At 63.9% G+C, this 21842-nt stretch carries 20 protein-coding genes; 7 read left to right on the top strand and 13 right to left on the bottom strand.

Annotation, left to right across the window (positions count from 1 at the left end):
* Positions 1-2 precede the first annotated feature (2 nt).
* The 4 genes from dnaN to ahpF all read left to right on the top strand — a co-directional run bounded on the left by dnaN (position 3) and on the right by ahpF (position 6409).
* On the top strand, positions 3-1106 hold the full coding sequence (gene dnaN, locus ACX1DW_RS17330; RefSeq protein ID WP_063540258.1) for a DNA polymerase III subunit beta: 1104 nt from the start codon (positions 3-5) through the stop codon (positions 1104-1106).
* Between the two features lie 9 nt (positions 1107-1115).
* Positions 1116-2228 (top strand): DNA replication/repair protein RecF, encoded by a 1113-nt coding sequence (recF, locus tag ACX1DW_RS17325; RefSeq protein WP_458991987.1) that lies wholly within the window; start codon positions 1116-1118, stop codon positions 2226-2228.
* The gene (gene gyrB, locus ACX1DW_RS17320) at positions 2225-4639 is read left to right on the top strand and encodes a DNA topoisomerase (ATP-hydrolyzing) subunit B (RefSeq protein ID WP_208217114.1); all 2415 of its coding nucleotides are present in this window, start codon (positions 2225-2227) and stop codon (positions 4637-4639) included. Before recF ends, gyrB begins: the two co-directional genes overlap by 4 nt.
* 207 nt (positions 4640-4846) lie before the next feature.
* Positions 4847-6409: an alkyl hydroperoxide reductase subunit F gene (gene ahpF, locus ACX1DW_RS17315; protein WP_458991986.1), complete on the top strand. Its 1563-nt coding sequence runs from the start codon at positions 4847-4849 to the stop codon at positions 6407-6409.
* A gap of 68 nt (positions 6410-6477) precedes the next feature.
* Here ahpF and ACX1DW_RS17310 read toward each other — a convergent pair whose 3' ends face one another.
* The 5 genes from ACX1DW_RS17310 to glyQ are packed head-to-tail and all read right to left on the bottom strand — an operon-like array spanning position 6478 to position 12187.
* Entirely contained in the window at positions 6478-7848 is a 1371-nt protein-coding gene (locus tag ACX1DW_RS17310) for a diguanylate cyclase (protein ID WP_458991985.1), read from the bottom strand.
* A gap of 47 nt (positions 7849-7895) precedes the next feature.
* Positions 7896-8645 (bottom strand): lysophospholipid acyltransferase family protein, encoded by a 750-nt coding sequence (locus tag ACX1DW_RS17305; protein ID WP_208217117.1) that lies wholly within the window; start codon positions 8643-8645, stop codon positions 7896-7898.
* The gene (gene gmhB, locus ACX1DW_RS17300) at positions 8642-9184 is read right to left on the bottom strand and encodes a D-glycero-beta-D-manno-heptose 1,7-bisphosphate 7-phosphatase (RefSeq protein WP_208218557.1); all 543 of its coding nucleotides are present in this window, start codon (positions 9182-9184) and stop codon (positions 8642-8644) included. Before gmhB ends, ACX1DW_RS17305 begins: the two co-directional genes overlap by 4 nt.
* A 4-nt stretch (positions 9185-9188) precedes the next feature.
* Positions 9189-11243 (bottom strand): glycine--tRNA ligase subunit beta, encoded by a 2055-nt coding sequence (gene glyS, locus ACX1DW_RS17295; protein ID WP_458991984.1) that lies wholly within the window; start codon positions 11241-11243, stop codon positions 9189-9191.
* Positions 11240-12187 carry a glycine--tRNA ligase subunit alpha gene (glyQ, locus tag ACX1DW_RS17290; protein ID WP_003284253.1) on the bottom strand — a complete coding sequence of 316 codons (948 nt, stop codon included), beginning with the start codon at positions 12185-12187 and terminating at the stop codon, positions 11240-11242. The genes glyS and glyQ overlap by 4 nt, the downstream gene beginning before the upstream one ends.
* A 108-nt stretch (positions 12188-12295) precedes the next feature.
* On the opposite strand from glyQ, the gene ACX1DW_RS17285 reads away from it, so the two are divergent.
* The 3 genes from ACX1DW_RS17285 to ACX1DW_RS17275 all read left to right on the top strand — a co-directional run bounded on the left by ACX1DW_RS17285 (position 12296) and on the right by ACX1DW_RS17275 (position 14149).
* A complete protein-coding gene (locus ACX1DW_RS17285; protein ID WP_270054358.1) occupies positions 12296-12853 on the top strand; it encodes a DNA-3-methyladenine glycosylase I in 558 nt (185 codons plus the stop codon).
* Positions 12854-12961: 108 nt separating this feature from the next.
* Positions 12962-13849, top strand: coding sequence for a lysophospholipid acyltransferase (locus ACX1DW_RS17280; RefSeq protein WP_285360463.1), 888 nt, complete (start codon positions 12962-12964; stop codon positions 13847-13849).
* Positions 13850-13882: 33 nt separating this feature from the next.
* On the top strand, positions 13883-14149 hold the full coding sequence (locus ACX1DW_RS17275) for a PilZ domain-containing protein (protein ID WP_063540267.1): 267 nt from the start codon (positions 13883-13885) through the stop codon (positions 14147-14149).
* A gap of 7 nt (positions 14150-14156) precedes the next feature.
* Here ACX1DW_RS17275 and ACX1DW_RS17270 read toward each other — a convergent pair whose 3' ends face one another.
* The 8 genes from ACX1DW_RS17270 to fmt all read right to left on the bottom strand — a co-directional run bounded on the left by ACX1DW_RS17270 (position 14157) and on the right by fmt (position 21798).
* Positions 14157-14474, bottom strand: coding sequence for a tetratricopeptide repeat protein (locus tag ACX1DW_RS17270; protein WP_063540268.1), 318 nt, complete (start codon positions 14472-14474; stop codon positions 14157-14159).
* A 146-nt stretch (positions 14475-14620) separates the two neighbouring features.
* Positions 14621-15457 (bottom strand): ectoine/hydroxyectoine ABC transporter ATP-binding protein EhuA, encoded by an 837-nt coding sequence (gene ehuA / locus ACX1DW_RS17265; protein WP_102929737.1) that lies wholly within the window; start codon positions 15455-15457, stop codon positions 14621-14623.
* Positions 15454-16113: an ectoine/hydroxyectoine ABC transporter permease subunit EhuD gene (ehuD, locus tag ACX1DW_RS17260; RefSeq protein WP_253751293.1), complete on the bottom strand. Its 660-nt coding sequence runs from the start codon at positions 16111-16113 to the stop codon at positions 15454-15456. The genes ehuA and ehuD overlap by 4 nt, the downstream gene beginning before the upstream one ends.
* On the bottom strand, positions 16110-16769 hold the full coding sequence (ehuC, locus tag ACX1DW_RS17255; RefSeq protein WP_102839123.1) for an ectoine/hydroxyectoine ABC transporter permease subunit EhuC: 660 nt from the start codon (positions 16767-16769) through the stop codon (positions 16110-16112). Before ehuC ends, ehuD begins: the two co-directional genes overlap by 4 nt.
* Before the next feature lie 121 nt (positions 16770-16890).
* Positions 16891-17748, bottom strand: coding sequence for an ectoine/hydroxyectoine ABC transporter substrate-binding protein EhuB (gene ehuB / locus ACX1DW_RS17250; protein ID WP_063540272.1), 858 nt, complete (start codon positions 17746-17748; stop codon positions 16891-16893).
* Between the two features lie 337 nt (positions 17749-18085).
* Positions 18086-19459 (bottom strand): Trk system potassium transporter TrkA, encoded by a 1374-nt coding sequence (gene trkA / locus ACX1DW_RS17245; RefSeq protein WP_063540273.1) that lies wholly within the window; start codon positions 19457-19459, stop codon positions 18086-18088.
* A 75-nt stretch (positions 19460-19534) separates the two neighbouring features.
* Positions 19535-20857 (bottom strand): 16S rRNA (cytosine(967)-C(5))-methyltransferase RsmB, encoded by a 1323-nt coding sequence (gene rsmB, locus ACX1DW_RS17240; protein ID WP_458991983.1) that lies wholly within the window; start codon positions 20855-20857, stop codon positions 19535-19537.
* A complete protein-coding gene (fmt, locus tag ACX1DW_RS17235; protein ID WP_458991982.1) occupies positions 20854-21798 on the bottom strand; it encodes a methionyl-tRNA formyltransferase in 945 nt (314 codons plus the stop codon). The genes rsmB and fmt overlap by 4 nt, the downstream gene beginning before the upstream one ends.
* Positions 21799-21842 lie beyond the last annotated feature (44 nt).

Below are 21842 nucleotides of genomic sequence, written 5' to 3'. Positions count from 1 at the left end.
CCATGCATTTTTCCATTCAGCGCGAAGCCCTGTTGAAACCCCTGCAGCTGGTTGCTGGCGTCGTCGAACGCCGTCAGACCTTGCCGGTGCTGTCCAACGTTCTTCTCGTCGTACAGGGGCAGCAGTTGTCGCTGACCGGTACCGATCTCGAGGTTGAACTGGTGGGGCGCGTCGCGCTCGAAGATGCCGCCGAGCCTGGCGAGATCACCGTGCCGGCACGCAAGCTGATGGATATCTGCAAGAGCCTGCCGAGCGATGCGCTGATCAGTATTCGCCTGGATGACCAGAAGGTCGTCATCAAGTCGGGGCGCAGCCGCTTCACGCTGTCGACCCTGCCGGCCAACGATTTCCCCACCGTGGAAGAAGGTCCTGGCTCACTGTCGTTTACCGTCGAGCAGGGCAAGCTGCGCAAGCTCATCGAGCGCAGCGCGTTCGCCATGGCCCAGCAGGATGTGCGCTATTACCTCAACGGCATGCTGATCGAAGTGTCCAGCGGCATGCTGCGTGCCGTGGCCACCGATGGCCATCGCCTGGCCATGTGCTCGATGCAGGCCGGCATCGAACAGCCGGATCGCCATCAGGTGATCGTCCCGCGCAAGGGCATCTTGGAACTGGCGCGCCTGCTCAACGATCAGGATGCCGAAGTCAGCATCGTACTGGGTCAGCATCACATTCGCGCGACTACTGGCGAGTTCACCTTCACCTCCAAGCTGGTGGACGGAAAATTCCCGGACTACGAGCGTGTGCTGCCGCGGGGCGGTGACAAGCTGGTGGTCGGTGATCGCCAGCTGCTGCGCGAGGCGTTCAGCCGCACGGCGATCCTCTCCAACGAGAAGTACCGCGGCATTCGCCTGCAGCTAGAAAGCGGCCTGTTGAAGATCCAGGCCAACAACCCGGAGCAGGAGGAAGCCGAAGAGGAAGTTGCAGTCGATTACAACGGAGGATCGCTGGAGATCGGTTTCAACGTCAGCTACCTGCTCGATGTCCTGGGCGTGATGACCACCGAGCAGGTGCGTCTGATTCTCTCCGACGCCAACAGCAGCGCTCTGGTGCAGGAGTTCGACAACGACGATTCCGCTTACGTCGTGATGCCGATGCGTCTGTAACCCCGCTTAATGTCCCTCAGCCGTCTCTCCGTCACCGGGGTTCGCAATCTGCACCCGGTGACGCTGACCCCTTCCCCGCGCATCAACATCCTCTTCGGCGACAACGGCAGCGGCAAGACGAGCCTGCTGGAAGCCATCCACCTGCTCGGGCTCGCACGTTCCTTTCGCAGTATTCGACTGAATCCGGTGATCACCTATGAGCAACCGGCCTGCACGGTGTTCGGCCAGGTCGAGCTTCCGGACCAGCACAGTCGAGCCCTGGGGGTTTCCAGAGATCGCAGCGGCGAAGTCAGGATTCGTATCGATGGGCAGAGCGTTCGCTCTGCCGCCGAGCTGGCTGACACCCTGCCGCTGCAGCTGATCAACCCGGACAGTTTCCGCTTGCTGGAGGGGGCCCCCAAGCTGCGCAGGCAGTTCCTAGACTGGGGTGTGTTCCACGTGGAACATCGTTTCATGAGTGCCTGGCAGCGGCTGCAGCAGGCCCTGCGGCAACGGAACTCATGGCTCCGGCATGGTACACTGGACGGCGCTTCGGACGCCGCGTGGAGCCGGGAACTGAGCTTGGCCAGCGACGAGATCGACGGTTACCGCCGCGCTTACATCCAAACGCTTAAACCGGTCTTCGAGACGACGCTCAAGGCGTTGCTGGACCTGGATGGCCTGACGCTGAGCTATTACCGCGGTTGGGACAAGGATCGGCCATTGGTCGATGTGCTTGCATCGTCACTGGAGCGCGATCGCGCGATGGGCCATACGCAGTCCGGTCCACAGCGTGCGGATCTGCGACTCAAGGTTGGTGCTCATAACGCGGCTGAAGTGCTGTCGCGTGGGCAACAGAAGCTGGTGGTGTGTGCGTTGCGCATTGCCCAAGGTCATCTCGTCAGCGAGGCCAAGCGCGGGCAATGCATTTATCTGGTCGACGACCTGCCCTCTGAGCTGGATGCGCAGCACCGATTGGCGTTGTGCAGGTTGCTCGAACAGCTGAACTGTCAGGTGTTTATTACCTGCGTCGATTCAACCGTTTTGCAAGAAGGCTGGGGTGAACAAACACCAGTCTCAATGTTTCACGTGGAACATGGGCAAATAACCCAGCTCCACGGCCCCTCGGGAGTGAAGGCATGAGTGAGAACCACACGTACGACTCTTCGAGCATCAAGGTACTGAAAGGTCTTGATGCCGTGCGTAAGCGCCCTGGCATGTATATCGGCGACACCGATGACGGCACCGGCCTGCACCACATGGTCTTCGAGGTCGTCGATAACTCGATCGATGAAGCGCTGGCCGGCTACTGCAGCGATATTTCCATCACCATCCATACCGACGAATCCATTACCGTGCGCGACAACGGGCGCGGCATTCCGGTGGATATTCACGAAGAAGGTGTATCGGCAGCCGAGGTCATCATGACCGTGCTGCACGCTGGCGGTAAGTTCGATGACAACTCCTACAAGGTATCCGGTGGTCTGCACGGCGTGGGTGTCTCGGTGGTGAACGCATTGTCCGAGGAGCTACTGCTGACCATCCGCCGCGAAGGCAAGGTGTGGGAACAGCTCTATCGCCATGGCGTCCCGCAAGCTCCGCTCGCGGCGGTGGGCGAAACCGATACGTCGGGCACGCAGATCCATTTCAAGCCCTCCGCCGAGACCTTCCAGAACATCCATTTCAGCTGGGACATTCTGGCCAAGCGTCTGCGCGAGCTGTCTTTCCTCAACTCCGGCGTGGGTATCGTCCTGCGTGACGAGCGCACGGCCAAGGAAGAACTGTTCAAGTACGAGGGCGGCCTCAGCGCCTTCGTCGCCTACCTGAACACCAACAAGACCGCGGTGAACCAGGTCTTCCACTTCAACGTTCAGCGTGACGATGGCGTCGGCGTCGAAGTCGCGCTGCAGTGGAACGACAGCTTCAACGAGAACATCCTCTGCTTTACCAACAACATTCCCCAGCGTGACGGCGGTACCCACCTGGCCGGCTTCCGTTCCGCGCTGACGCGCAACCTGAACAACTACATCGAGCAGGAAGGTCTGGCGAAGAAGCACAAGATCTCCACCACCGGTGACGATGCGCGTGAAGGCCTGACCGCAATCATTTCGGTCAAGGTGCCGGATCCGAAGTTCAGCTCGCAAACCAAGGACAAGCTGGTTTCTTCTGAGGTGAAGACGGCGGTGGAACAGGAAATGGGCAAGTACTTCGCCGACTTCCTGCTGGAACATCCCAACGAAGCCAAGGCTGTGGTTGGCAAGATGATCGACGCCGCGCGTGCCCGTGAGGCGGCGCGCAAGGCGCGGGAAATGACCCGCCGCAAGGGTGCGCTGGATATTGCCGGCCTGCCGGGCAAGCTTGCCGACTGTCAGGAGAAGGATCCTGCGCTGTCCGAACTGTACATCGTGGAGGGTGACTCCGCGGGTGGCTCGGCCAAGCAGGGCCGCAACCGCAAGACCCAGGCGATCCTCCCGCTCAAGGGCAAGATCCTCAACGTCGAGAAAGCGCGCTTCGACAAGATGCTCTCGTCCCAGGAAGTCGGCACGCTGATCACCGCGCTGGGTTGCGGCATCGGCCGCGAGGAATACAACATCGACAAGCTGCGCTACCACAACATCATCATCATGACCGATGCTGACGTTGACGGTTCGCACATCCGCACCCTGCTCTTGACCTTCTTCTTCCGCCAGTTGCCCGAGCTGATCGAGCGTGGCTACGTGTATATCGCGCAGCCGCCTCTGTACAAGGTCAAGCGCGGCAAGCAGGAGCAGTACATCAAGGACGACGAGGCGATGGAGGAGTACCTCACTCAATCGGCCCTGGAAGATGCCAGCCTGCACGTCAACGATGATGCGCCAGGCCTGGCCGGCGAAGCGCTGGAAAGGCTGGTCAACGACTACCGTACGGTAATGAAGACCCTGCAGCGCCTGTCGCGGCTGTACCCGCTGGAGCTGACCGAGCACTTCATCTATCTGCCTCGGGTTACGCTCGAGCAGCTGGCTGACCACTCCGCGATGCAGGCCTGGCTCGAGCAGTACAGCGCGCGGCTCAAGGGTGGCGAGCGCTCGGGGCTGGTCTACAACCTCAGCCTGCGCGAGGACAAGGAACGCCACCTGTGGCTCCCGGAGGTGGAGATCAGCTCCCACGGCCTGGCCAGCTACATCACCTTCAACCGTGATTTCTTCGGCAGCAACGATTACCGCACGGTGACCGCGCTGGGGGAGAAGCTCAACAGTCTGCTGGAAGAAGGTGCCTACGTGCAGCGTGGCGAGCGCAAGAAGCCGGTCGCCAGCTTCAAGGAAGCGCTGGACTGGCTGATGAACGAGGGTACCCGTCGACACAGCGTTCAGCGCTACAAGGGTCTCGGCGAGATGAACCCGGACCAACTGTGGGAAACCACCATGGACCCGAACGTGCGGCGCATGCTCAAGGTGACGATCGAGGACGCCATCGCGGCGGACCAGATCTTCAACACGCTGATGGGCGATGCAGTGGAACCCCGCCGGGAGTTCATCGAAACCAACGCACTGGCGGTCTCGAATCTGGACTTCTGATGCGGCGGCGGCACTTGTAGATTCAAAGTGATGCAAAGAAAACCCCGGCCCCGACCGGGGTTTTCGTTTCAGCATAGACAGATCAAATCGACGCGACTGTTTTAATCAATTTCGGAATACCCCTACTGCGGAGTAGAGTTTGCCTCATTCGAGTCATTCATCTTAAGAGCCCTAAGGGCTAATACACTTTGACGGGGTATGTCGCCAATGTTGGATTCCAATCTCAAGACCCAGTTGAAAGCCTACCTGGAGAAGGTCACCCAGCCCTTCGAGATCGTCGCGTCCCTCGATGACGGCGAGAAATCCCGGGAGCTGCTGAGCCTGCTGCAGGACATCGCCGGCCTCAGCGACAAGATCACCTTGAAGACCGACGGCGACGATGCGCGCAAGCCGTCGTTCTCGCTCAACCGCATCGGCGGCAACATCAGCCTGCGTTTCGCCGGCATCCCCATGGGCCACGAGTTCACCTCGCTGGTGCTGGCCCTGCTGCAGGTCGGCGGTCACCCATCGAAGACAGCACCGGAGGTGATCGAACAGATCAAGGCGCTCGACGGCGACTACCGCTTCGAAACCTACTTTTCGCTGTCCTGCCAGAACTGCCCGGACGTGGTCCAGGCGTTGAACCTGATGGCCGTGGTCAACCCGAACGTCAAGCACGTGGCCATCGACGGCGCACTGTTCCAGGACGAGGTCGAAGCGCGCCAGATCATGTCGGTGCCGAGCATCTACCTCAATGGCGAGCTGTTCACCCAAGGACGCATGAGCGAGGAAGAGATCCTCGCCAAGCTCGACACCGGCTCCAGTGCCCGTGATGCCGAGAAGCTCAAGGCCAAGGACGCCTTCGACGTGCTGGTGGTCGGCGGCGGTCCGGCTGGCGCCGCAGCGGCCATCTACGCCGCGCGCAAGGGCATCCGTACCGGTGTCGCAGCCGAGCGCTTCGGCGGTCAGGTGCTCGACACCATGGCCATCGAGAACTTCATCTCGGTGAAGGAAACCGAAGGCCCGAAACTGGCCCGCGCGCTGGAAGAGCACGTGCGCGAGTACGAGGTCGACATCATGAACCTGCAGCGCGCCAGCCAGCTGATCCCGGCCGGCGACGACGGCCTGCATCGTGTGCAGTTCGAGAATGGCGGCGAGCTCAAGGCCAAGACCCTGATCCTCGCCACTGGCGCGCGCTGGCGCGAAATGAACGTGCCGGGCGAGCAGGAATACCGCGGCCGTGGCGTCGCCTACTGCCCGCACTGCGATGGCCCGCTGTTCAAGGGCAAGCGCGTGGCGGTGATCGGCGGCGGCAACTCCGGTGTGGAAGCGGCCATCGACCTGGCCGGCATCGTCGCCCACGTGACCCTGCTGGAATTCGGCGAAGACCTGCGTGCCGACGCCGTGCTGCAGCGCAAGCTCAACAGCCTGCCCAACGTCCGCGTGCTGAAGATGGCGCAGACCACCGAGGTCAAGGGCGACGGCCAGAAGGTCACCGGCCTGGTCTACAAGGACCGCAACAATGACGAGGTGCACGAGGTCGAGCTGGAAGGCATCTTCGTGCAGATCGGCCTGCTGCCCAACAGCGAGTGGCTCAAAGGCACCCTGGAGCTGTCGCGCTTCGGCGAAATCATCGTCGATGCCAAGGGCCAGACCAGCATCCCCGGCGTGTTCGCTGCCGGTGACGTGACTACGGTGCCGTACAAGCAGATCGTGATCGCCGTCGGTGAAGGCGCCAAGGCTTCGCTGAGCGCCTTTGACCACCTGATCCGTGCCTCCGCGCCGGCTTGATCGAAGCGCGAAAAAGAAGGGGAGCAACCGCGAGGTTGTTCCCCTTTTGTTTTTACGGGGGTCTGCTTTCAGCCGGCGTGCAGCACGCAGCGATCGCGCCCGCCATGCTTGGCCTGATAAAGCGCCTGATCGGCCTGTTGCAGCAGGCGTTCATAGTCCGGATGACCATCATGGACGGCCATGCCGATGCTGACCGTCACGTGCAGCACGTCGCCGCTGGACAGACGGAAGTGCTCACGGGCGATTCGCTCGCGCAGCTTCTCCGCCACCGCCAGTGCCTTGTTGGCATCGATGTCCACCAGCACCAGCAGGAATTCCTCGCCGCCCAGGCGGAACGCATAGTCGCCGCCGCGGGTGTTGCTCGCCAGCAGCGCGCCAACCTGCTGCAGGATCTGGTCGCCGGCATCGTGGCCGTGCGTGTCGTTGATGCGCTTGAAGTGATCGACGTCGATCGCCAGCACACCGAAGGTGTTGTTCGACTGGCGCGCGTAGAGCACTTCCTTGGCCATCACCACCGGCAGGAACTTGCGGTTGAGCAGCCGCGTCAGCACGTCACGGCCGGCCTCCAGGTCGTTGGCCTGCTCGAACAGGCTGTCGAGCAGGAACTTGATCGAGCGCGTCTGCTCGCGGATCTGATGCAGCTTGCCCAAGCGTCCGGCGGCATCGTCCAGCGTGGCGATGACCTTGAGCTCTTCATCGATCTGCGTGATGTACTCGAGGATGCTCGCGCTCTCCGGCGAGCCCTGGAAGGCATGTGAAGCCTTGTGGCGGAACCACAGGCCGAACTCGGAGCCGGCCAGCTGCGGCAGCGTGCCGGTCAGGTTGCCGATGGCCAGGTCGAACATCAGCTGGTTCTCCCAATCCAGCAGTGCGGCGCGCTGCCGCTCCTTCTCGACGCCAATGTTCTGCGAAACCGAAAACAGCCGATAGGCCTCTTCCGCCCGCGAATTGCGGTCGTGGGACTGTGAATAGGCGAAGCAGATGATCTCAACCGCCAGATCGATCAGATCGGCGCCCATGCGCGCGGCCTTGCGCCTGACCGGCTCGTCGAGTTCACGCTGTTCCAGCAGCTGGCGCAGGCGCCCCTTGAGCAGCCTGGAACCGCGCAGCACCAGGCTGACCGGTATCTCGATGCGCGCGTGGATATCGCCGACCTTGCGCTGCAGGTCGACTACCGCGTCGAGGTCGCTGTGGGCCGTCGAAGAACAGACCGTGACGATCCATTTCTGCATGGACTGGCCGAGACGGGTCTTGACCTGTTCATGGCTGAGAAAACTGGCCGAATGGGGATCGGCGAGCATCTGCGAATAGAAGTGCTCGGCCAGTTCCTGACTCTTCTCGGCCGACACCGCCTGCAACGCGGCGGCAGCTTCGGCGGGATAGCTGTCCAGCAGGCGCAGCCATTCGGCGACCAGCTGATGGTTGGGTATTTGCTGCATAGGGACTCGCTAGGATGGGCGGGCGTCCCTGCCGGCCCCGGTGTTGATCAGGGGGTCGGGCGACCCTGTGCTTCGAGCTGACTGACCTGCGCGTTGACCCAGTCTTCGGCGCGCTGGTTGAGTTCGGCCACCGCGCGCGGGCCTTCGCTTTCGGCCAGCATCGGTGGGCCGATGACCACCTGGATGGTGCCGGGGCGCTTACCCCAACCAGCCTTGGGCCAGAACATGCCGGCATTGTGGGCGATCGGCAGCACCGGTAGCCCGGCGTTGACCGCCAGTGCTGCACCGCTACGGGAAAACTTCGCTGGTTGGCCGACCGGCGTGCGGGTGCCCTCCGGGAAGATCAGCACCCAGGCGCCCTGCTCCAGACGTTCGTGGCCCTGCTTGGCGACCTGGCGCAGCGCCGCTTTCGGGTTGTCACGGTCGATGGCGATGGGCTTGAGCAGCATGATCGCCCAGCCGAAGAACGGCACGCGCAGCAACTCGCGCTTGAGTACCTGGGTCAGCGGCTCGAAGTACGCCGAGAGAAAGAAGGTCTCCCAGGTGCTCTGATGCTTGGCCAGGATCACGCAGGGGCGAGTCGGCACGTTCTCCGCACCATGCACCTCGTAGCGCAGGCCGACCAGGGTCTTGCCGAGCCAGACGGCGCAGCGGCACCAGTTCTGCACCACGAAGCGATAGCGGGCACGAAACGCCATGAAGGGCGCGAACACCAGGCTGACCAGGCACCAGGCGAACGCGGTGAAGGCCAGCAGGAAATAGAACAGCGCAATGCGAAGGGGGAACAGGAGGCTCATCGAGAACTCTCGAGTAGATGATCAACTACGGCGGCGAGGTCATCGAAGACCTGTGTACCGGGCGGCAAGGTGCCTTCCAGCGTGCGCAGGCCTTTGCCGGTCCTGACCAGATAAGGCACGCCGCCGAGCAGCATGCCAGCGTGCAGGTCGCGATGGCTGTCGCCCACTACCGGCACGCCCTTCAGGTCCGTCAGGCCGAAATGCTCGGCGATGGTGCGGAACATCCCAGGCTTGGGCTTGCGGCAATCGCAAGCGTCATCCGGACCGTGCGGGCAATGCACGATCAGGTCGATGCGCCCGCCCTGCTCCATCACCAGCTGCTGCATCTTGAAATGCATGTCGCCGAGGGTGCTCAGGTCGAACTTGCCGCGCGCGACGCCGGACTGGTTGGTGGCCACCGCCACCGTCCAGCCGGCCTTGCACAGCCGAGCGATCGCCTGCAGCGAGCCCGGGATGGGAATCCACTCGTCCACCGACTTGACGTACTCGTCGGAGTCCTCGTTGATCACTCCGTCGCGGTCCAGCACGATCAGCTTCACGGGCTTAGCCAAGTGCGGAAATATCGGCAACGCCAAGGAACAATCCTCTCAGCCGGGCCAGCAAGGCGTAACGGTTGGCGCGTACCGAAGCGTCTTCGGCGTTCACCAGCACCGCCTCGAAGAAGGCATCCACCGGACCACGCAGGTGCGCCAGACGCTCCAGAGCCTCACGGTACTGGCGTGCGGCCGCCAGCGGCTGCACGGCCTGTTCGGCCTGCTGGATTGCCGAGTACAGCGAGAACTCGGTGGCGTTGTCGAACCAGCGTGGCTCTACCGCTTCCGGCAGCTTGGCCTCGAACTTGGCAAGCAGGTTGGAGACGCGCTTGTTCGCCGCGGCCAGCGCCTCGGCTTCCGGCAATGTGCGGAAGGCCTGCACCGCCTGCACGCGCTGATCGAAGTCCAGCGCCGAACCGGGCTGCACGGCACGCACCGAGAGGTAGGCAGCAACGTCGACACCTTCGTCCTCGTAGCGCGCGCGCAGGCGGTCGAAGATGAACTCCAGCACCTGATCGGCCAGCCCGGCGGACTTGATCTGCGTACCGAACTGGCCGATGGCGAAGTTCACCGCTTCGACCAAATCCAGGTCCAGTTGCTTCTCGATGAGGATGCGCAGCACGCCGAGGGCGGCACGGCGCAGGGCGTAGGGGTCCTTGGAGCCGGTCGGTAGCATGCCGATACCGAAGATCCCGACCAGGGTGTCGAGCTTGTCTGCCACGGCCACGGCCGCACCAGTGAGTGTGCTCGGCAGTTCGCCACCCGCGCCGCGCGGCATGTACTGCTCGTTCAATGCCAGCGCCACGTCTTCCGGCTCGCCGTCGTTGAGTGCGTAGTAGTAACCGGCGATGCCCTGCATCTCCGGGAACTCGCCGACCATTTCGGTGGCCAGGTCGCACTTGCAGAGCAGTCCGGCGCGCGCGGCACGCTGCTTGTCGCCACCGGTACGTTCGGCGATCAGCCCGGCCAGGCGCGAGACGCGCTCGGCCTTGTCATAGACGGTGCCGAGCTGGGCCTGGAACACCACGTTTTTCAGGCGATCGTTGAAGCTGTCGAGCTTCTGCTTCTTGTCCTGCTTGAAGAAGAACTCGGCGTCTGTCAGGCGCGGACGCACGACCTTCTCGTTGCCGGCGACGATCTGCGCCGGATCCTTCGATTCGATGTTGGCCACGGTGATGAAGCGCGGCAGCAGCTTGCCGTTGGCATCCAGCAGGCAGAAGTACTTCTGATTGTCCTGCATGGTGGTGATCAGCGCTTCCTGCGGCACTTCGAGGAAGCGCTCCTCGAATGAGCAGACCAGCGGCACCGGCCACTCGACCAGCGCGGTCACTTCATCGAGCAGCGCCGGCGGCACGATGGCCGTGCCGTTCTGCTCGGCAGCCAGCTGCTCGACGCGCTTGGCAATCAGTTCACGACGCTCGGCGAAGTCGGCGATCACATGGGCGCCACGCAGGTCTTCCAGATAGCTGGACGGCTTGGAAATGTGCACCTGACCTGGGCTATGGAAGCGGTGGCCGCGGGATTCGCGACCGGCGCGCTGGGCGAGGATCTCGCAATCGATCACCTGCTCACCGAACAGCATCACCAACCACTGGGTCGGGCGAACGAACTCTTCCTTGCGTGCAGCCCAGCGCATGCGTTTGGGAATCGGCAGATCGTTCAGCGAGGCCTCGACGATGCCCGGCAGCAACTGGCTGGCGGGCTGGCCCTCGATGGTGCGGCTGAACTTGAGCTTCGGCCCGCTGCGATCGATCTCGGCCAGATCCACGCCACACTTGCGGGCGAAACCCAGAGCAGCCTGGGTCGGCTCACCTTCGGCGTCGAAGGCGGCCTGCAGCGGTGGGCCGTCGAGGTTGATGCTGCGATCCGGCTGCTGGGTCGCCAGCTGCTCGACCAGCACCGCCAGACGGCGCGGCGCGGCGTAGGCCTGCGCTTTGGCGAAGTTCAGGCCGGCGTCCTTCAGGCCCTTCTCGATACCGGCGCAGAAGGCTTCGGCCAGCTTGGCTAGTGCCTTCGGTGGCAGTTCTTCGGTACCCAGTTCGACGAGGAAATCCAGTGCACTCATTCTGCAGCCTCCAGCTTGGCCAGCACTTCGTCACGCAGTTCGGGGGTGGCCATGGGGAAGCCGAGTTTGGCCCGGGCCAGCAGGTAGCTCTGGGCGATCGAACGCGCCAGGCTGCGCACGCGCAGGATGTACTGCTGGCGCGCGGTGACTGAAATGGCGCGACGGGCATCGAGCAGGTTGAAGGTGTGCGAGGCCTTGACCACCATCTCGTAGGCCGGCAGCGGCAGCTCGGCGGCCATCAGCCGGTTGGCTTCGCTCTCGTAGAAATCGAAGAGTTCGAACAGCTTCGGCACGTTGGCGTGTTCGAAGTTGTAGGTCGACTGCTCCACCTCGTTCTGGTGGAACACGTCGCCATAGGTCACGGTGCCGAACGGGCCGTCGGCCCAGATCAGGTCGTAGACCGAGTCGACGCCCTGCAGGTACATGGCCAGGCGCTCGAGACCGTAGGTGATCTCACCGGTAACCGGGTAGCACTCGACGCCGCCGACCTGCTGGAAGTAGGTGAACTGGGTGACTTCCATGCCGTTGAGCCACACCTCCCAGCCCAGACCCCAGGCGCCGAGGGTCGGCGATTCCCAGTTGTCCTCGACGAAACGCACGTCGTGCACCGAGGTGTCGACGCCGATGCGACGCAGCGACTCCAGGTACAGGTCCTGGATGTTGTCCGGGTTGGGCTTCAACACCACCTGGAACTGGTAGTAGTGCTGCAGGCGGTTGGGGTTTTCGCCGTAGCGGCCGTCGGCCGGGCGCCGCGAAGGCTGGACGTAGGCGGCGTTCCAGGTCTCGGGACCGATGGCGCGCAGGAAGGTGGCGGTGTGGAAAGTACCGGCGCCCATTTCCATGTCATAGGGCTGCAGGACCACGCAACCCTGCTCGGCCCAGTAGCTTTGCAGGGCGAGGATCAGGTCTTGGAAGGTGCGCACGGCAGGCGTAGTCTGGCTCAAAATTTCACCTGTGCTGGGCTTCGACAGAAAGCCTCGGAGTATACCCCCCGCATGGCTGCGCTTGCGATGGTTTCGGCCAGCCAGACGTGGTCTGCACAAGGAGACCACATGCCACGTTGCGCCTGGTGCGGCACGGACCCGCTGTACATCGACTACCACGATCGCGAATGGGGCGTACCGGCCCGCGATCCGCAGGTGTTGTTCGAATTTCTGCTGCTTGAAGCCTTCCAGGCCGGGCTGTCCTGGATCACCGTGCTGCGCAAGCGCGAGCGCTACCGGCAGGTGCTGTTCGGTTTCGATGCCGAGCGGCTGGCGCGCATGAGCGATGCCGAGATCGATGAGCGCATGCTGGACCCTGGCATCATCCGCAACCGGCGCAAGCTCGAGGCGGCGCGCAGCAACGCGCGTGCCTGGTTGCAGCTGGAGGACCCGGTGGGTTTCGTCTGGTCCTTCGTTGGCGGCGAGCCGAAGATCAATCGCTTCGAGCGCATCGATCAGGTGCCGGCGGTCTCGCCCGAGGCCGAGGCGATGAGCCGCGCCTTGAAGAAGGCCGGCTTCAGCTTCGTCGGCCCGACCATCTGCTACGCCTACATGCAGGCCTGCGGCATGGTCATGGACCACCTGACCGATTGCGAGCGCCATGCCGAGCTGGCCGGCGACGTTTGAAACACTGCACGCCTGAGCTGCCAGGATGTGCGTCGTTGCCGCCGCTGCGCCTGAAAGCCGGCGACGGTTGCAGGTAGACTAGGCGACCTGAAAATTTCGGAGTGCGGTGTGGAAAAGCTCAAAGGTGCCTTGGTCGTCGGCTCCCTGCGACTCTTCGCTCGACTGCCCTGGCGCATGGTCCAGGGCCTGGGCTCGGCGATCGGCTGGCTGATGTGGAAGCTGCCGAACCGCTCGCGCGAGGTGGCGCGCATCAACCTGCACAAGTGCTTCCCCGAGCTCGGCCCGGCGGAACTCGACGCCCTGCTCGGCCGCACCCTGCGTGAAACCGGCATGACCTTCACCGAAAGCGCCTGCGCCTGGATCTGGCCGGCGGAGAAGACCCTGAGACTGGTTCGTGAGGTCGAGGGTCTCGAGGTGCTGCAGGCGGCGCTGGCCTCGGGCAAGGGCGTGGTCGGCATTACCAGCCACCTGGGCAACTGGGAAGTGCTGAACCACTTCTATTGCGCGCAATGCAAACCGATCATCTTCTACCGCCCGCCGAAGCTGAAGGCAGTGGACGAGTTGCTGCAACAGCAGCGCGTGCAGCTGGGCAACCGGGTCGCGCCGTCGACCCGCGAGGGCATTCTCAGCGTCATCAAGGAAGTCCGCCGTGGAGGTGCGGTGGGCATTCCGGCCGACCCCGAGCCGAGCGAAGGCAGTGGTATCTTCGTGCCCTTCTTCGCCACCCAGGCGCTGACCAGCAAGTTCGTGCCCGGCATGCTCGCCGGCGGCAAGGCGGTTGGGGTGTTCCTTCATGCGTTGCGTCTGGAGGATGGTTCCGGCTACAAGGTCGTCCTCGAGGCCGCGCCCGAAGGGATGTACAGCGAAGATGCGGAAACTGGCGTAGCGGCGATGAGCGCAATGATCGAGAAGTACGTGCGCGCCTATCCCAGCCAGTACATGTGGACCATGAAGCGCTTCAAGAAACGCCCCGCCGGCGAGAAGCGCTGGTACTGATCAGGCTCAAACAACAACGACAGGGACGAGCGCATGCAAAACCAGAGACAGCATCCGCGTACCAACATGAAGTGCCGCATCCGCATCACGCATCCAGCCTTTGGCGAGGTCTTTGCGCAGACCCGTGATCTATCTGATGGCGGTGTCTATGTCCGACATCCGGAGCTGGTGGTGCTGCATCCCGGCGACGAGGTCACCGGCCAGGTGCAGGACCTGCCGATTCCGGCGCCAGAGCTGCGGATGGTGGTGATGCGGGTGGATGCCGAAGGAGTCGGCCTGCGGTTTCTGCGCGAAGACTGAGCGCGCGTCAGTCGGGCGTCAGCCGGTCGAGACGGCGCAGGAATACGGTCATTTCCTTTTCCGCCTGCTTGTCACCCTGGGCGTTCGCCGCGGCGATGCCACGTTCCCAAGCCTGATGGGCGCCGGGCTTGTCGCCGTCGGCCTGCAGGGCCTTGCCCAATAGCTTCCAGGCGGCTGAGTACTTCGGATCGAGTTCGACGCAGCGGCGCAGATGTTCGGCCGCCCTGCCTGGTTGCCCGGCATCTAGATAGCCTTTGCCTAGACCGAAGCGCAGCATCGGATTGTCCATGCCTTGGGAGAGCATTTTTTCCAGCGATTCGAGCATGTTCAGACCTTGATTGGCGCGCGGCGCCGGAAGGAATCATCTCACTGTAGTGCAAAGCGTTGACCGGGCAAGAGCAGCGGCATAGGCCAATGGTCTTAGTTGTCGCGCCGGATATTGCACGCCGAGCGTGACAGCAGTGCGACACCTCAGTGCGCTTCGTTGACCGCACTGAGGAATTCCCGGGTGCGTTCCTCGCGCGGGTTGTTGAACAGCTCGTCCGGGCTGCCCTGCTCGTGGATCCGGCCCTGGTGGAAGAAGCACACCCGATCGGCGAACTCACGGGCGAACCCCATCTGGTGGGTGACCATGAGCATGGTCAGGTTATGCGCGTCGCCGAGGCGGCGGATCACATTCAGCACCTCGCCGCAAAGCTCTGGGTCGAGCGCCGAAGTCACCTCGTCGAAGAGCATCACTTTCGGCCGCATCGCCAGTGCGCGGGCGATGGCCACGCGCTGTTGCTGTCCGCCGGAGAGCTGCGCCGGGAAGTGCTCCAGCTTGTCCTCCAGGCCGACCATCGCCAGCAACTCCTCTGCCCTTTCGCGGGCTTCGGCCTTGCTCAGCCCGAGCACCTGCACCGGTGCCTCCATGACGTTCTGCAGCGCGTTCATGTGCGGAAACAGGTTGAAGCTCTGGAACACCATGCCGACCTTGCCGCGCACCCGGCGCAGATGGCGGGCATTGGCCGGCACCAGACGACCATGGCCATCGGGCATGTGGGTCAGGGGCTCGCCGTCCACCTCGATCAGCCCGTCGTCGATCCCTTCCAGGGTCATCAGCACCCGCAGCAGCGTCGACTTGCCCGAGCCGCTGGGGCCGATGATCGCGACCTTCTCACCCTCGCGAATCTCCAGATCGAGCCCGTCGAGCACGGTCAGCTCGCCGTAGTGCTTGCTCACGCCGGCGAAGCGCACCATCGGTTGCGCTGCCTCGGCTGGTTCGTGAGCGGTGTTCGGTTGTTCTGTGGCAGGCATTGGCGTATTCATCGGGCCAGCTCCATGCGGTTTTCCAGGCGGCGCACGCACCAGGCGAGGCCGAGGCTGAGAATGAGGAAGAACACGCCGACCATGGTGATCGGCTCCAGGTAGCGGAAACTTTCGGAACCGATGTTCTTGGCCCGCTGCATGATTTCGACCACGGTGATCGCCGAAAGCACCGGCGTGTCCTTGAGGATCGAGATCAGGTAGTTGCCCAGCGCCGGCAGCACCGGGCGCAGCGCCTGCGGCAGGATCACATCGCGGTAGGCGGTCCAGGGCTTCATGTTCAGCGCGGTGACGGCTTCCCACTGCGCGCGTGGCACCGCATCCAGACCGGCGCGGTAGACCTCGGCGGTGTAGCAGGCGTAATGCAGCGCGATGCCGATGATCCCCGCCTGCATGGCGCTGAGATTGAGGCCATAGTTGGGGAAGACGTAGAACAGGAAATACACCTGGATCAGCAGCGGGGTGCTGCGAATGAACTCGATCAGCCCGGTGATCGGCCAGGACAGCCAGCGTTGGCGGCTGCGGCGGGCGATGGCGAGAAACAGGCCGAGCACCACGGCAATGGCGAAACCGGCCAGGGCAATGCCGATGGTGGTCAGCGAGGCGTCCAGCAGACGCGGCAGGATCTCGCGGGCGAACTGCCAGTCGAAGAAGTTCATGACAGGCCTCCACGCATCCGTCCGCGGGCCAGCCGACGTTCCAGCTGGCGCATGCCGAAGTTGATCGCCTGTGCCAGGATGAAATAGATGACCAGCGCCAGGCCGAATATCTCCAGCGTCATCAGCGTCGCCTGATCCAGCTGACGGGCACGGAAGGCCAGATCCGACAGGGTGATCAGCGATACCAGCGAGGTGTTTTTCAGCAATTCGATCAGCAGGTTGGTGCCGGGCGGAATCGCCGCGAGCAGTGCCTGCGGCAGGATGATTCGGCGCATGCGCGTCAGCGGCGTCATGTTCAGCGCCTGACAGGCCTCATGCTGGCCCTGGTGTACCGAGCGTATTGCACCGCGCAGCACCTCGGCGCCATAGGCGCCGATGTTCAGGCCCAGGCCGACCACGGCCACGGCGAAGGCGCTCATTTCGACATTGAACGGTGGCATCGGCAGCACGAAGTACAGCCAGAACAGCTGCACCAGCAGCGAAGAGCCGCGGAAGACCTCGATGTAGGTGATGGCCAGCCAGCGCAATGGCGCCAGTGGCGAGAGTCGGGCCAGCGCGGCAATCAGCGCACAGGCAATGGCCAGCAGGGAGCCAAAGAACGTCACCTTCACGGTGACCCAGGCACCCTGCCAGAGCAGAGGAAGCAGTTCGATCATGATGGCGCTATCCGGTTTTCCGGAGCGCTGACCGAGGCTGCGCAGCGTGCTACGAAGCCTTGGTCAGCGTTCACAGGCGGGACAGCGGGTCAGCCGCGCCAACCAGCCGCCCCGACGGGCTTCAGGCGCCGCAGAGCTCGGCGGCGGTCTTGTCGGTCAGATTGGAGCGATCGAAACCGAACGGCTCGATGGTCTCGAGGTGCTCGTCGCTGCCCAGCCATTTCTTCAACTCGGCGTTGACCGCATCCCTTAGCGCTTCGTCCTGCGGACGGAATGCCAGTGCGCCATAGCCGGCCCGCGACGGATCGTCCTGGAAGTCATCGATGGCTTCGACATCGTCACCGGCCTTCTGCGCAAGCCCGCGCATGGTCAGCTGGGTGCCGATGGCGGCGTCGGCGCGGCCGCTGCGCACCGCCTGCAGCTGCGAGGTGGTATCGGGCACCTGGAGGATCTGCGAATCCTTGATGCCGGCCTTGCGCGCGTAGCCCAGGTTCACCGTGCCGGACATGATGGCGATCTTCACCTCGGGATTGCCGGCGATGTCCTCGTAGCTGCGCAGATTCTTCGGGTTGCCCTCGGCCACCAGCAGGGTGTCGAGCAGGCGGTAGTGCGGGTCGGTGAACAGCACCTGCTTGCAGCGTTCGGGGGTGATGTACATGCCGGCGGCGATGAGGTCGAAGCGACCGGCACGCAAACCGGGAATCAGCGAGCCCCACTCGGTCAGTACCGGCTTGATGGTGTCGATCTCCATGCGCTCGAAGACCTTGCGCACGATTTCCGGCGATTCGCCGGTGACGCTGCCATCCAGCGCGGTATAGGCGAACGGCGTCTCGTTGGCGTAGCCGATGCGTACGCTGCTGCTGTCCTTGATCTTTTCCAGGGTATCGGCCTGGGTGAGGCCGGCGAGACCGATGCTGGCCAGGGCGGCACAGCTGATCAGCAGCCGGCGGGAGTGTGTCGTGATGGTGCTGTTCCTCATGGGAGTTTCTCCTGTTCCTTGTAGAGACCCGAGGAATCGGATCGTTATCTGTCTAGGAGTGGTAACTGCATGGACCGTAGTTAAGGACGCCTGCGAAGCGCCAAGGTGCCGCAGGTATTTGCGCGTCGATAGTCTGCATCAATCGAGCGAAGCATCTGGCAACCAGTCCGGAGGGTACAAAAGCTGGACATAAAATGGAAATCTGAGCCTATCTGGTTCGAATTGGCTCGATTGAATGGAAAGCTGTTGCCGAGCCGAGTTTAGCCCGCAAGCGTTGTCGATTGAGAAAACAAAACGGCCCGCCAGGAGGCGGGCCGCTCGTTCGGGGGAAGGGAGGTCAGAAGAACGTCAGGCCAGCCTGGAACAGGCGCTCGACGTCGCGGATGTGCTTCTTGTCGACCAGGAACAGGATGACGTGGTCGCCCGACTCGATCACCGTGTTGTCGTGAGCGATCAGCACCTGCTCATCACGGATCACCGCGCCAATGGTGGCGCCTGGTGGCAGGGCGATCTTGCTGATGGGACGGCCGACGACCTTGCTCGAACGCGAGTCGCCATGGGCGATCACCTCGATGGCTTCGGCCGCGCCGCGGCGCAGCGAGTGGGCGCTGACGATATCGCCACGGCGCACGTGGGTCAGCAGGGTGCCGATGGTGGCGAGCTGCGGGCTGATGGCGATGTCGATCTCGCCGCCCTGCACCAGGTCGACATAGGCCGGGTTGTTGATGATGCACATGACCTTGCGCGCGCCGAGGCGCTTGGCCAGTAGCGAGGACATGATGTTGGCCTCGTCGTCGTTGGTCAGGGCGAGAAACACATCCGCTTCGTTGATGTTCTCTTCCACCAGCAGGTCGCGGTCCGAGGCGCTGCCCTGCAGGATGATGGTGCTGTCCAGGGTGTCGGAGAGGTAGCGGCAGCGCGCCGGGTTCATCTCGATGATTTTGACCTGGTAGCGGCTCTCGATGGCCTCGGCCAGGCGTTCGCCGATGTGCCCGCCGCCAGCGATGACGATGCGCTTGTAGTTCTCGTCGAGCCGGCGCATCTCGCTCATGACCGCGCGGATGTGGCCGCGGGCGGCGATGAAGAACACCTCGTCATCGGCCTCGATCACCGTGTCGCCCTGCGGCAGGATCGCGTGGTTGCGACGGAAGATCGCGGCCACACGGGTATCGACATTGGGCATGTGGCGACGCAGCTGGCGCAGCTCCTGGCCGACCAGTGGTCCGCCGTAGTACGCCCGCACGGCAACCAGTTGCGCCTTGCCTTCAGCGAAGTCGATCACCTGCAGCGAGCCGGGGTGTTCGATCAGCCGCTTGATGTAGTTGGTGACCACCTGTTCGGGGCTGATCAGCACGTCGACCGGGATCGCTTCGTTGTTGAACAGGCCCGAGCGCACCAGATAGGCCGCCTCGCGCACCCGGGCGATCTTGGTCGGCGTATGGAACAGGGTGTAGGCGACCTGACAGGCGACCATGTTGGTTTCGTCGCTGTTGGTCACCGCCACCAGCATGTCGGCGTCGTCGGCACCGGCCTGGCGCAGCACCGTGGGAAAAGAGCCGCGGCCCTGGATGGTACGGATGTCCAGGCGGTCGCCTAGATCGCGCAGGCGATCGCCGTCGGTGTCCACCACGGTGATGTCGTTGGCTTCGCTGGCGAGGTGCTCGGCGAGGGTACCGCCGACCTGGCCGGCGCCGAGAATGATGATCTTCACGCGATCACTCCTGAGAGGCGGACGCTTGCCGCCGCTTCCATGTTTGGTCCGCGCGCATTGCGCTGGGGTTTCGATTCAGCCACTGACACCACGTGGCTGCGCCGCGATCTTGATCAGCTTGGCATAGTAGAAGCCGTCGTGGCCGTCCTGCTGCGGCAGCAACTGGCGGCCGTGCTGCTGCGTCAGGCCAAAGCCGGCCGGCAGATCCAGCTCGCGCGCGCCCGGTGTGCGCTCGAGGAAGGCGCCGATCACCTCGCGGTTCTCGGTCGGCAGCACCGAGCAGGTGGCGTAGAGCAGCACGCCGCCGACCTCCAACGTCGGCCACAGCGCATCGAGCATCTCGCCCTGCAGGGCGGCCAGCGGGGCGATGTCCTCGGCCTGGCGGGTCAGCTTGATATCCGGATGTCGGCGGATCACGCCGGTGGCCGAGCACGGCGCATCGAGCAGGATGCGCTGGAATGGCTTGCCATCCCACCACTGCGCGGTAGCGCGGGCATCGGCGGCGACCAGCTCGGCATCGAGCTGCAGGCGCGCGAGATTCTCCTGCACCCGTGCCAGACGCTTGGGCTCGAGATCCAGAGCGATCAGTCCGGCCAACTGCGGCTCGCGCTCAAGCAGGTGGCAGGTCTTGCCGCCCGGCGCGCAGCAGGCGTCCAGCACGCGCTGGCCGGGCGCCAGATCGAGCAGCCCGGCGGCCAGCTGGGCGGCCTCGTCCTGCACGCTGACCCGTCCTTCGGCGAAGCCCGGCAGTTGGTGTACATCGCACGGCGCGGCCAGACGGATGCCGTCCTCACTGAACTCGCACGAATGGGCCTCGATTCCAGCGGCCTGCAATTCAGCCAGATAGGCGTCCCGGCTGACCTGCCGGCGATTGACCCGCAGCATCATCGGCGGGTGCGCGTTATTGGCCGCGCAGATGGCTTCCCAGTGCTCGGGCCAGTGCGCCTTGAGCGCCTTCTGCAACCAGCGCGGATGGGCGACGCGAATCACCGGATCGTGTTCCAGTTCGGCCAGCAGTGCTTCACCTTCGCGTTGGGCGCGGCGCAGCACTGCATTGAGCAGGCCCTTGGCCCAGGGCTTCTTCAGCTTGTCTACGCAGCCGACGGTTTCGCCGATGGCGGCATGGGCCGGAATACGGGTATGCAGCAGCTGATAGAGGCCGACCAGCAGCAATGCTTCGACATCACGGTCGGCGGCCTTGAACGGCTTCTGCAACAGTTTGTTGGCCAGCCCCGCCAGGCGCGGCTGCCAGCGCGCGGTACCAAAGGCCAGTTCTTGGGTCAGGCCGCGATCGCGGGCGTCGACCTTGCCCAAGACCTCCGGCAGGCTGCTGCCCAGCGAGGCCTTGCCCGAGAGCACGACGCTCAGCGCACGGGCGGCGGCCAGACGCGGGTTCATTGACCGAGCACCAGGCCGGGGGCGAACTGCTCGCGGCGACTGTTGTACAGGTCGGCGAAGCCTAGCGGTTTGCCGCCAGGCAGCTGCAGGCGGGTCAGGCGCAGGGCGCCGCTGCCGCAGGCAACCGTCAGTCCTTCCTTGCTCGCTTCGAGGATACAGCCGGGCTCGCCGCGGCCTTCGCCGAGCTGCGCCGCGTGAAACTTCAGCGTTTCGCCGGCCAGCGTGCTGTGGCAGATCGGCCAGGGATGAAAGGCGCGGATCAGCCGCTCCAGCTCGACGGCCGGGCGCGTCCAGTCGATGCGCGCCTCGTCCTTGCTCAGCTTGTGCGCATAGGTAGCCAGACTGTCGTCCTGTACGTCGGGCAGCAGCGTGCCGGCAGCCAGTGCGTCGACGGCCTGCACCACGGCCTGCGAACCGATCGCGGCGAGACGGTCGTGCAGCGTGCCGCCGGTGTCGTCGTCACCGATCGGCGTGCTGACCTTGAGCAGCATCGGACCGGTGTCCAGGCCCGCTTCCATCTGCATCACGGTGACGCCGGATTCGCTGTCACCGGCCTCGATGGCGCGCTGGATCGGCGCGGCACCACGCCAGCGCGGCAACAGCGAGGCATGGCTGTTGATGCAGCCCAGGCGCGGCAGGTCGAGCACCGCCTGTGGCAGGATCAGGCCGTAGGCGACCACCACCATCAGGTCCGCCTGCAGGGTTGCCAGCTGTGCCTGCGCAGCCGGGTCACGCAGGGTCTGCGGCTGGAATACAGGAATGTCGTGCTGCACCGCGAGCTGCTTGACCGGGCTGGGCATCAGCTTCTGGCCGCGACCGGCGGGGCGATCCGGCTGGGTGTAGACGGCAACGATCGACTTGCCCGCATCGAGCAGGGCCTGCAGGTGCTGGGCGGCGAATTCCGGGGTGCCGGCGAAAACGATGCGCAAGGGCTGGGTCATGGGGGCTCGCTAAGAAAAAGGCTTGCCGTAGCAAGCCTTCGAGG

Source organism: Stutzerimonas sp. KH-1, assembly GCF_054483855.1.
The sequence above is the reverse complement of the archived record's forward strand: the minus strand, read 5'-3'. Positions and strand labels throughout refer to the sequence as shown.

Bases quoted from the DNA above. Each gene is read 5' to 3' on its own strand.
- rsmB (WP_458991983.1), bottom strand. From the start codon at position 20,857: ATGAACCCGCGTCTGGCCGCCGCCCGTGCGCTGAGCGTCGTGCTCTCG.
- ACX1DW_RS17285 (WP_270054358.1), top strand. From the start codon at position 12,296: ATGCCACGTTGCGCCTGGTGCGGCACGGACCCGCTGTACATCGACTAC.
- ACX1DW_RS17270 (WP_063540268.1), bottom strand. From the start codon at position 14,474: ATGCTCGAATCGCTGGAAAAAATGCTCTCCCAAGGCATGGACAATCCG.
- ACX1DW_RS17305 (WP_208217117.1), bottom strand. From the start codon at position 8,645: ATGAGCCTCCTGTTCCCCCTTCGCATTGCGCTGTTCTATTTCCTGCTG.
- dnaN (WP_063540258.1), top strand. From the start codon at position 3: ATGCATTTTTCCATTCAGCGCGAAGCCCTGTTGAAACCCCTGCAGCTG.
- fmt (WP_458991982.1), bottom strand. From the start codon at position 21,798: ATGACCCAGCCCTTGCGCATCGTTTTCGCCGGCACCCCGGAATTCGCC.
- ehuC (WP_102839123.1), bottom strand. From the start codon at position 16,769: ATGATCGAACTGCTTCCTCTGCTCTGGCAGGGTGCCTGGGTCACCGTG.
- ACX1DW_RS17310 (WP_458991985.1), bottom strand. From the start codon at position 7,848: ATGCAGCAAATACCCAACCATCAGCTGGTCGCCGAATGGCTGCGCCTG.
- gyrB (WP_208217114.1), top strand. From the start codon at position 2,225: ATGAGTGAGAACCACACGTACGACTCTTCGAGCATCAAGGTACTGAAA.
- ACX1DW_RS17275 (WP_063540267.1), top strand. From the start codon at position 13,883: ATGCAAAACCAGAGACAGCATCCGCGTACCAACATGAAGTGCCGCATC.
- glyS (WP_458991984.1), bottom strand. From the start codon at position 11,243: ATGAGTGCACTGGATTTCCTCGTCGAACTGGGTACCGAAGAACTGCCA.
- ahpF (WP_458991986.1), top strand. From the start codon at position 4,847: ATGTTGGATTCCAATCTCAAGACCCAGTTGAAAGCCTACCTGGAGAAG.
- ehuB (WP_063540272.1), bottom strand. From the start codon at position 17,748: ATGAGGAACAGCACCATCACGACACACTCCCGCCGGCTGCTGATCAGC.
- ehuA (WP_102929737.1), bottom strand. From the start codon at position 15,457: ATGAATACGCCAATGCCTGCCACAGAACAACCGAACACCGCTCACGAA.
- ehuD (WP_253751293.1), bottom strand. From the start codon at position 16,113: ATGAACTTCTTCGACTGGCAGTTCGCCCGCGAGATCCTGCCGCGTCTG.
- recF (WP_458991987.1), top strand. From the start codon at position 1,116: ATGTCCCTCAGCCGTCTCTCCGTCACCGGGGTTCGCAATCTGCACCCG.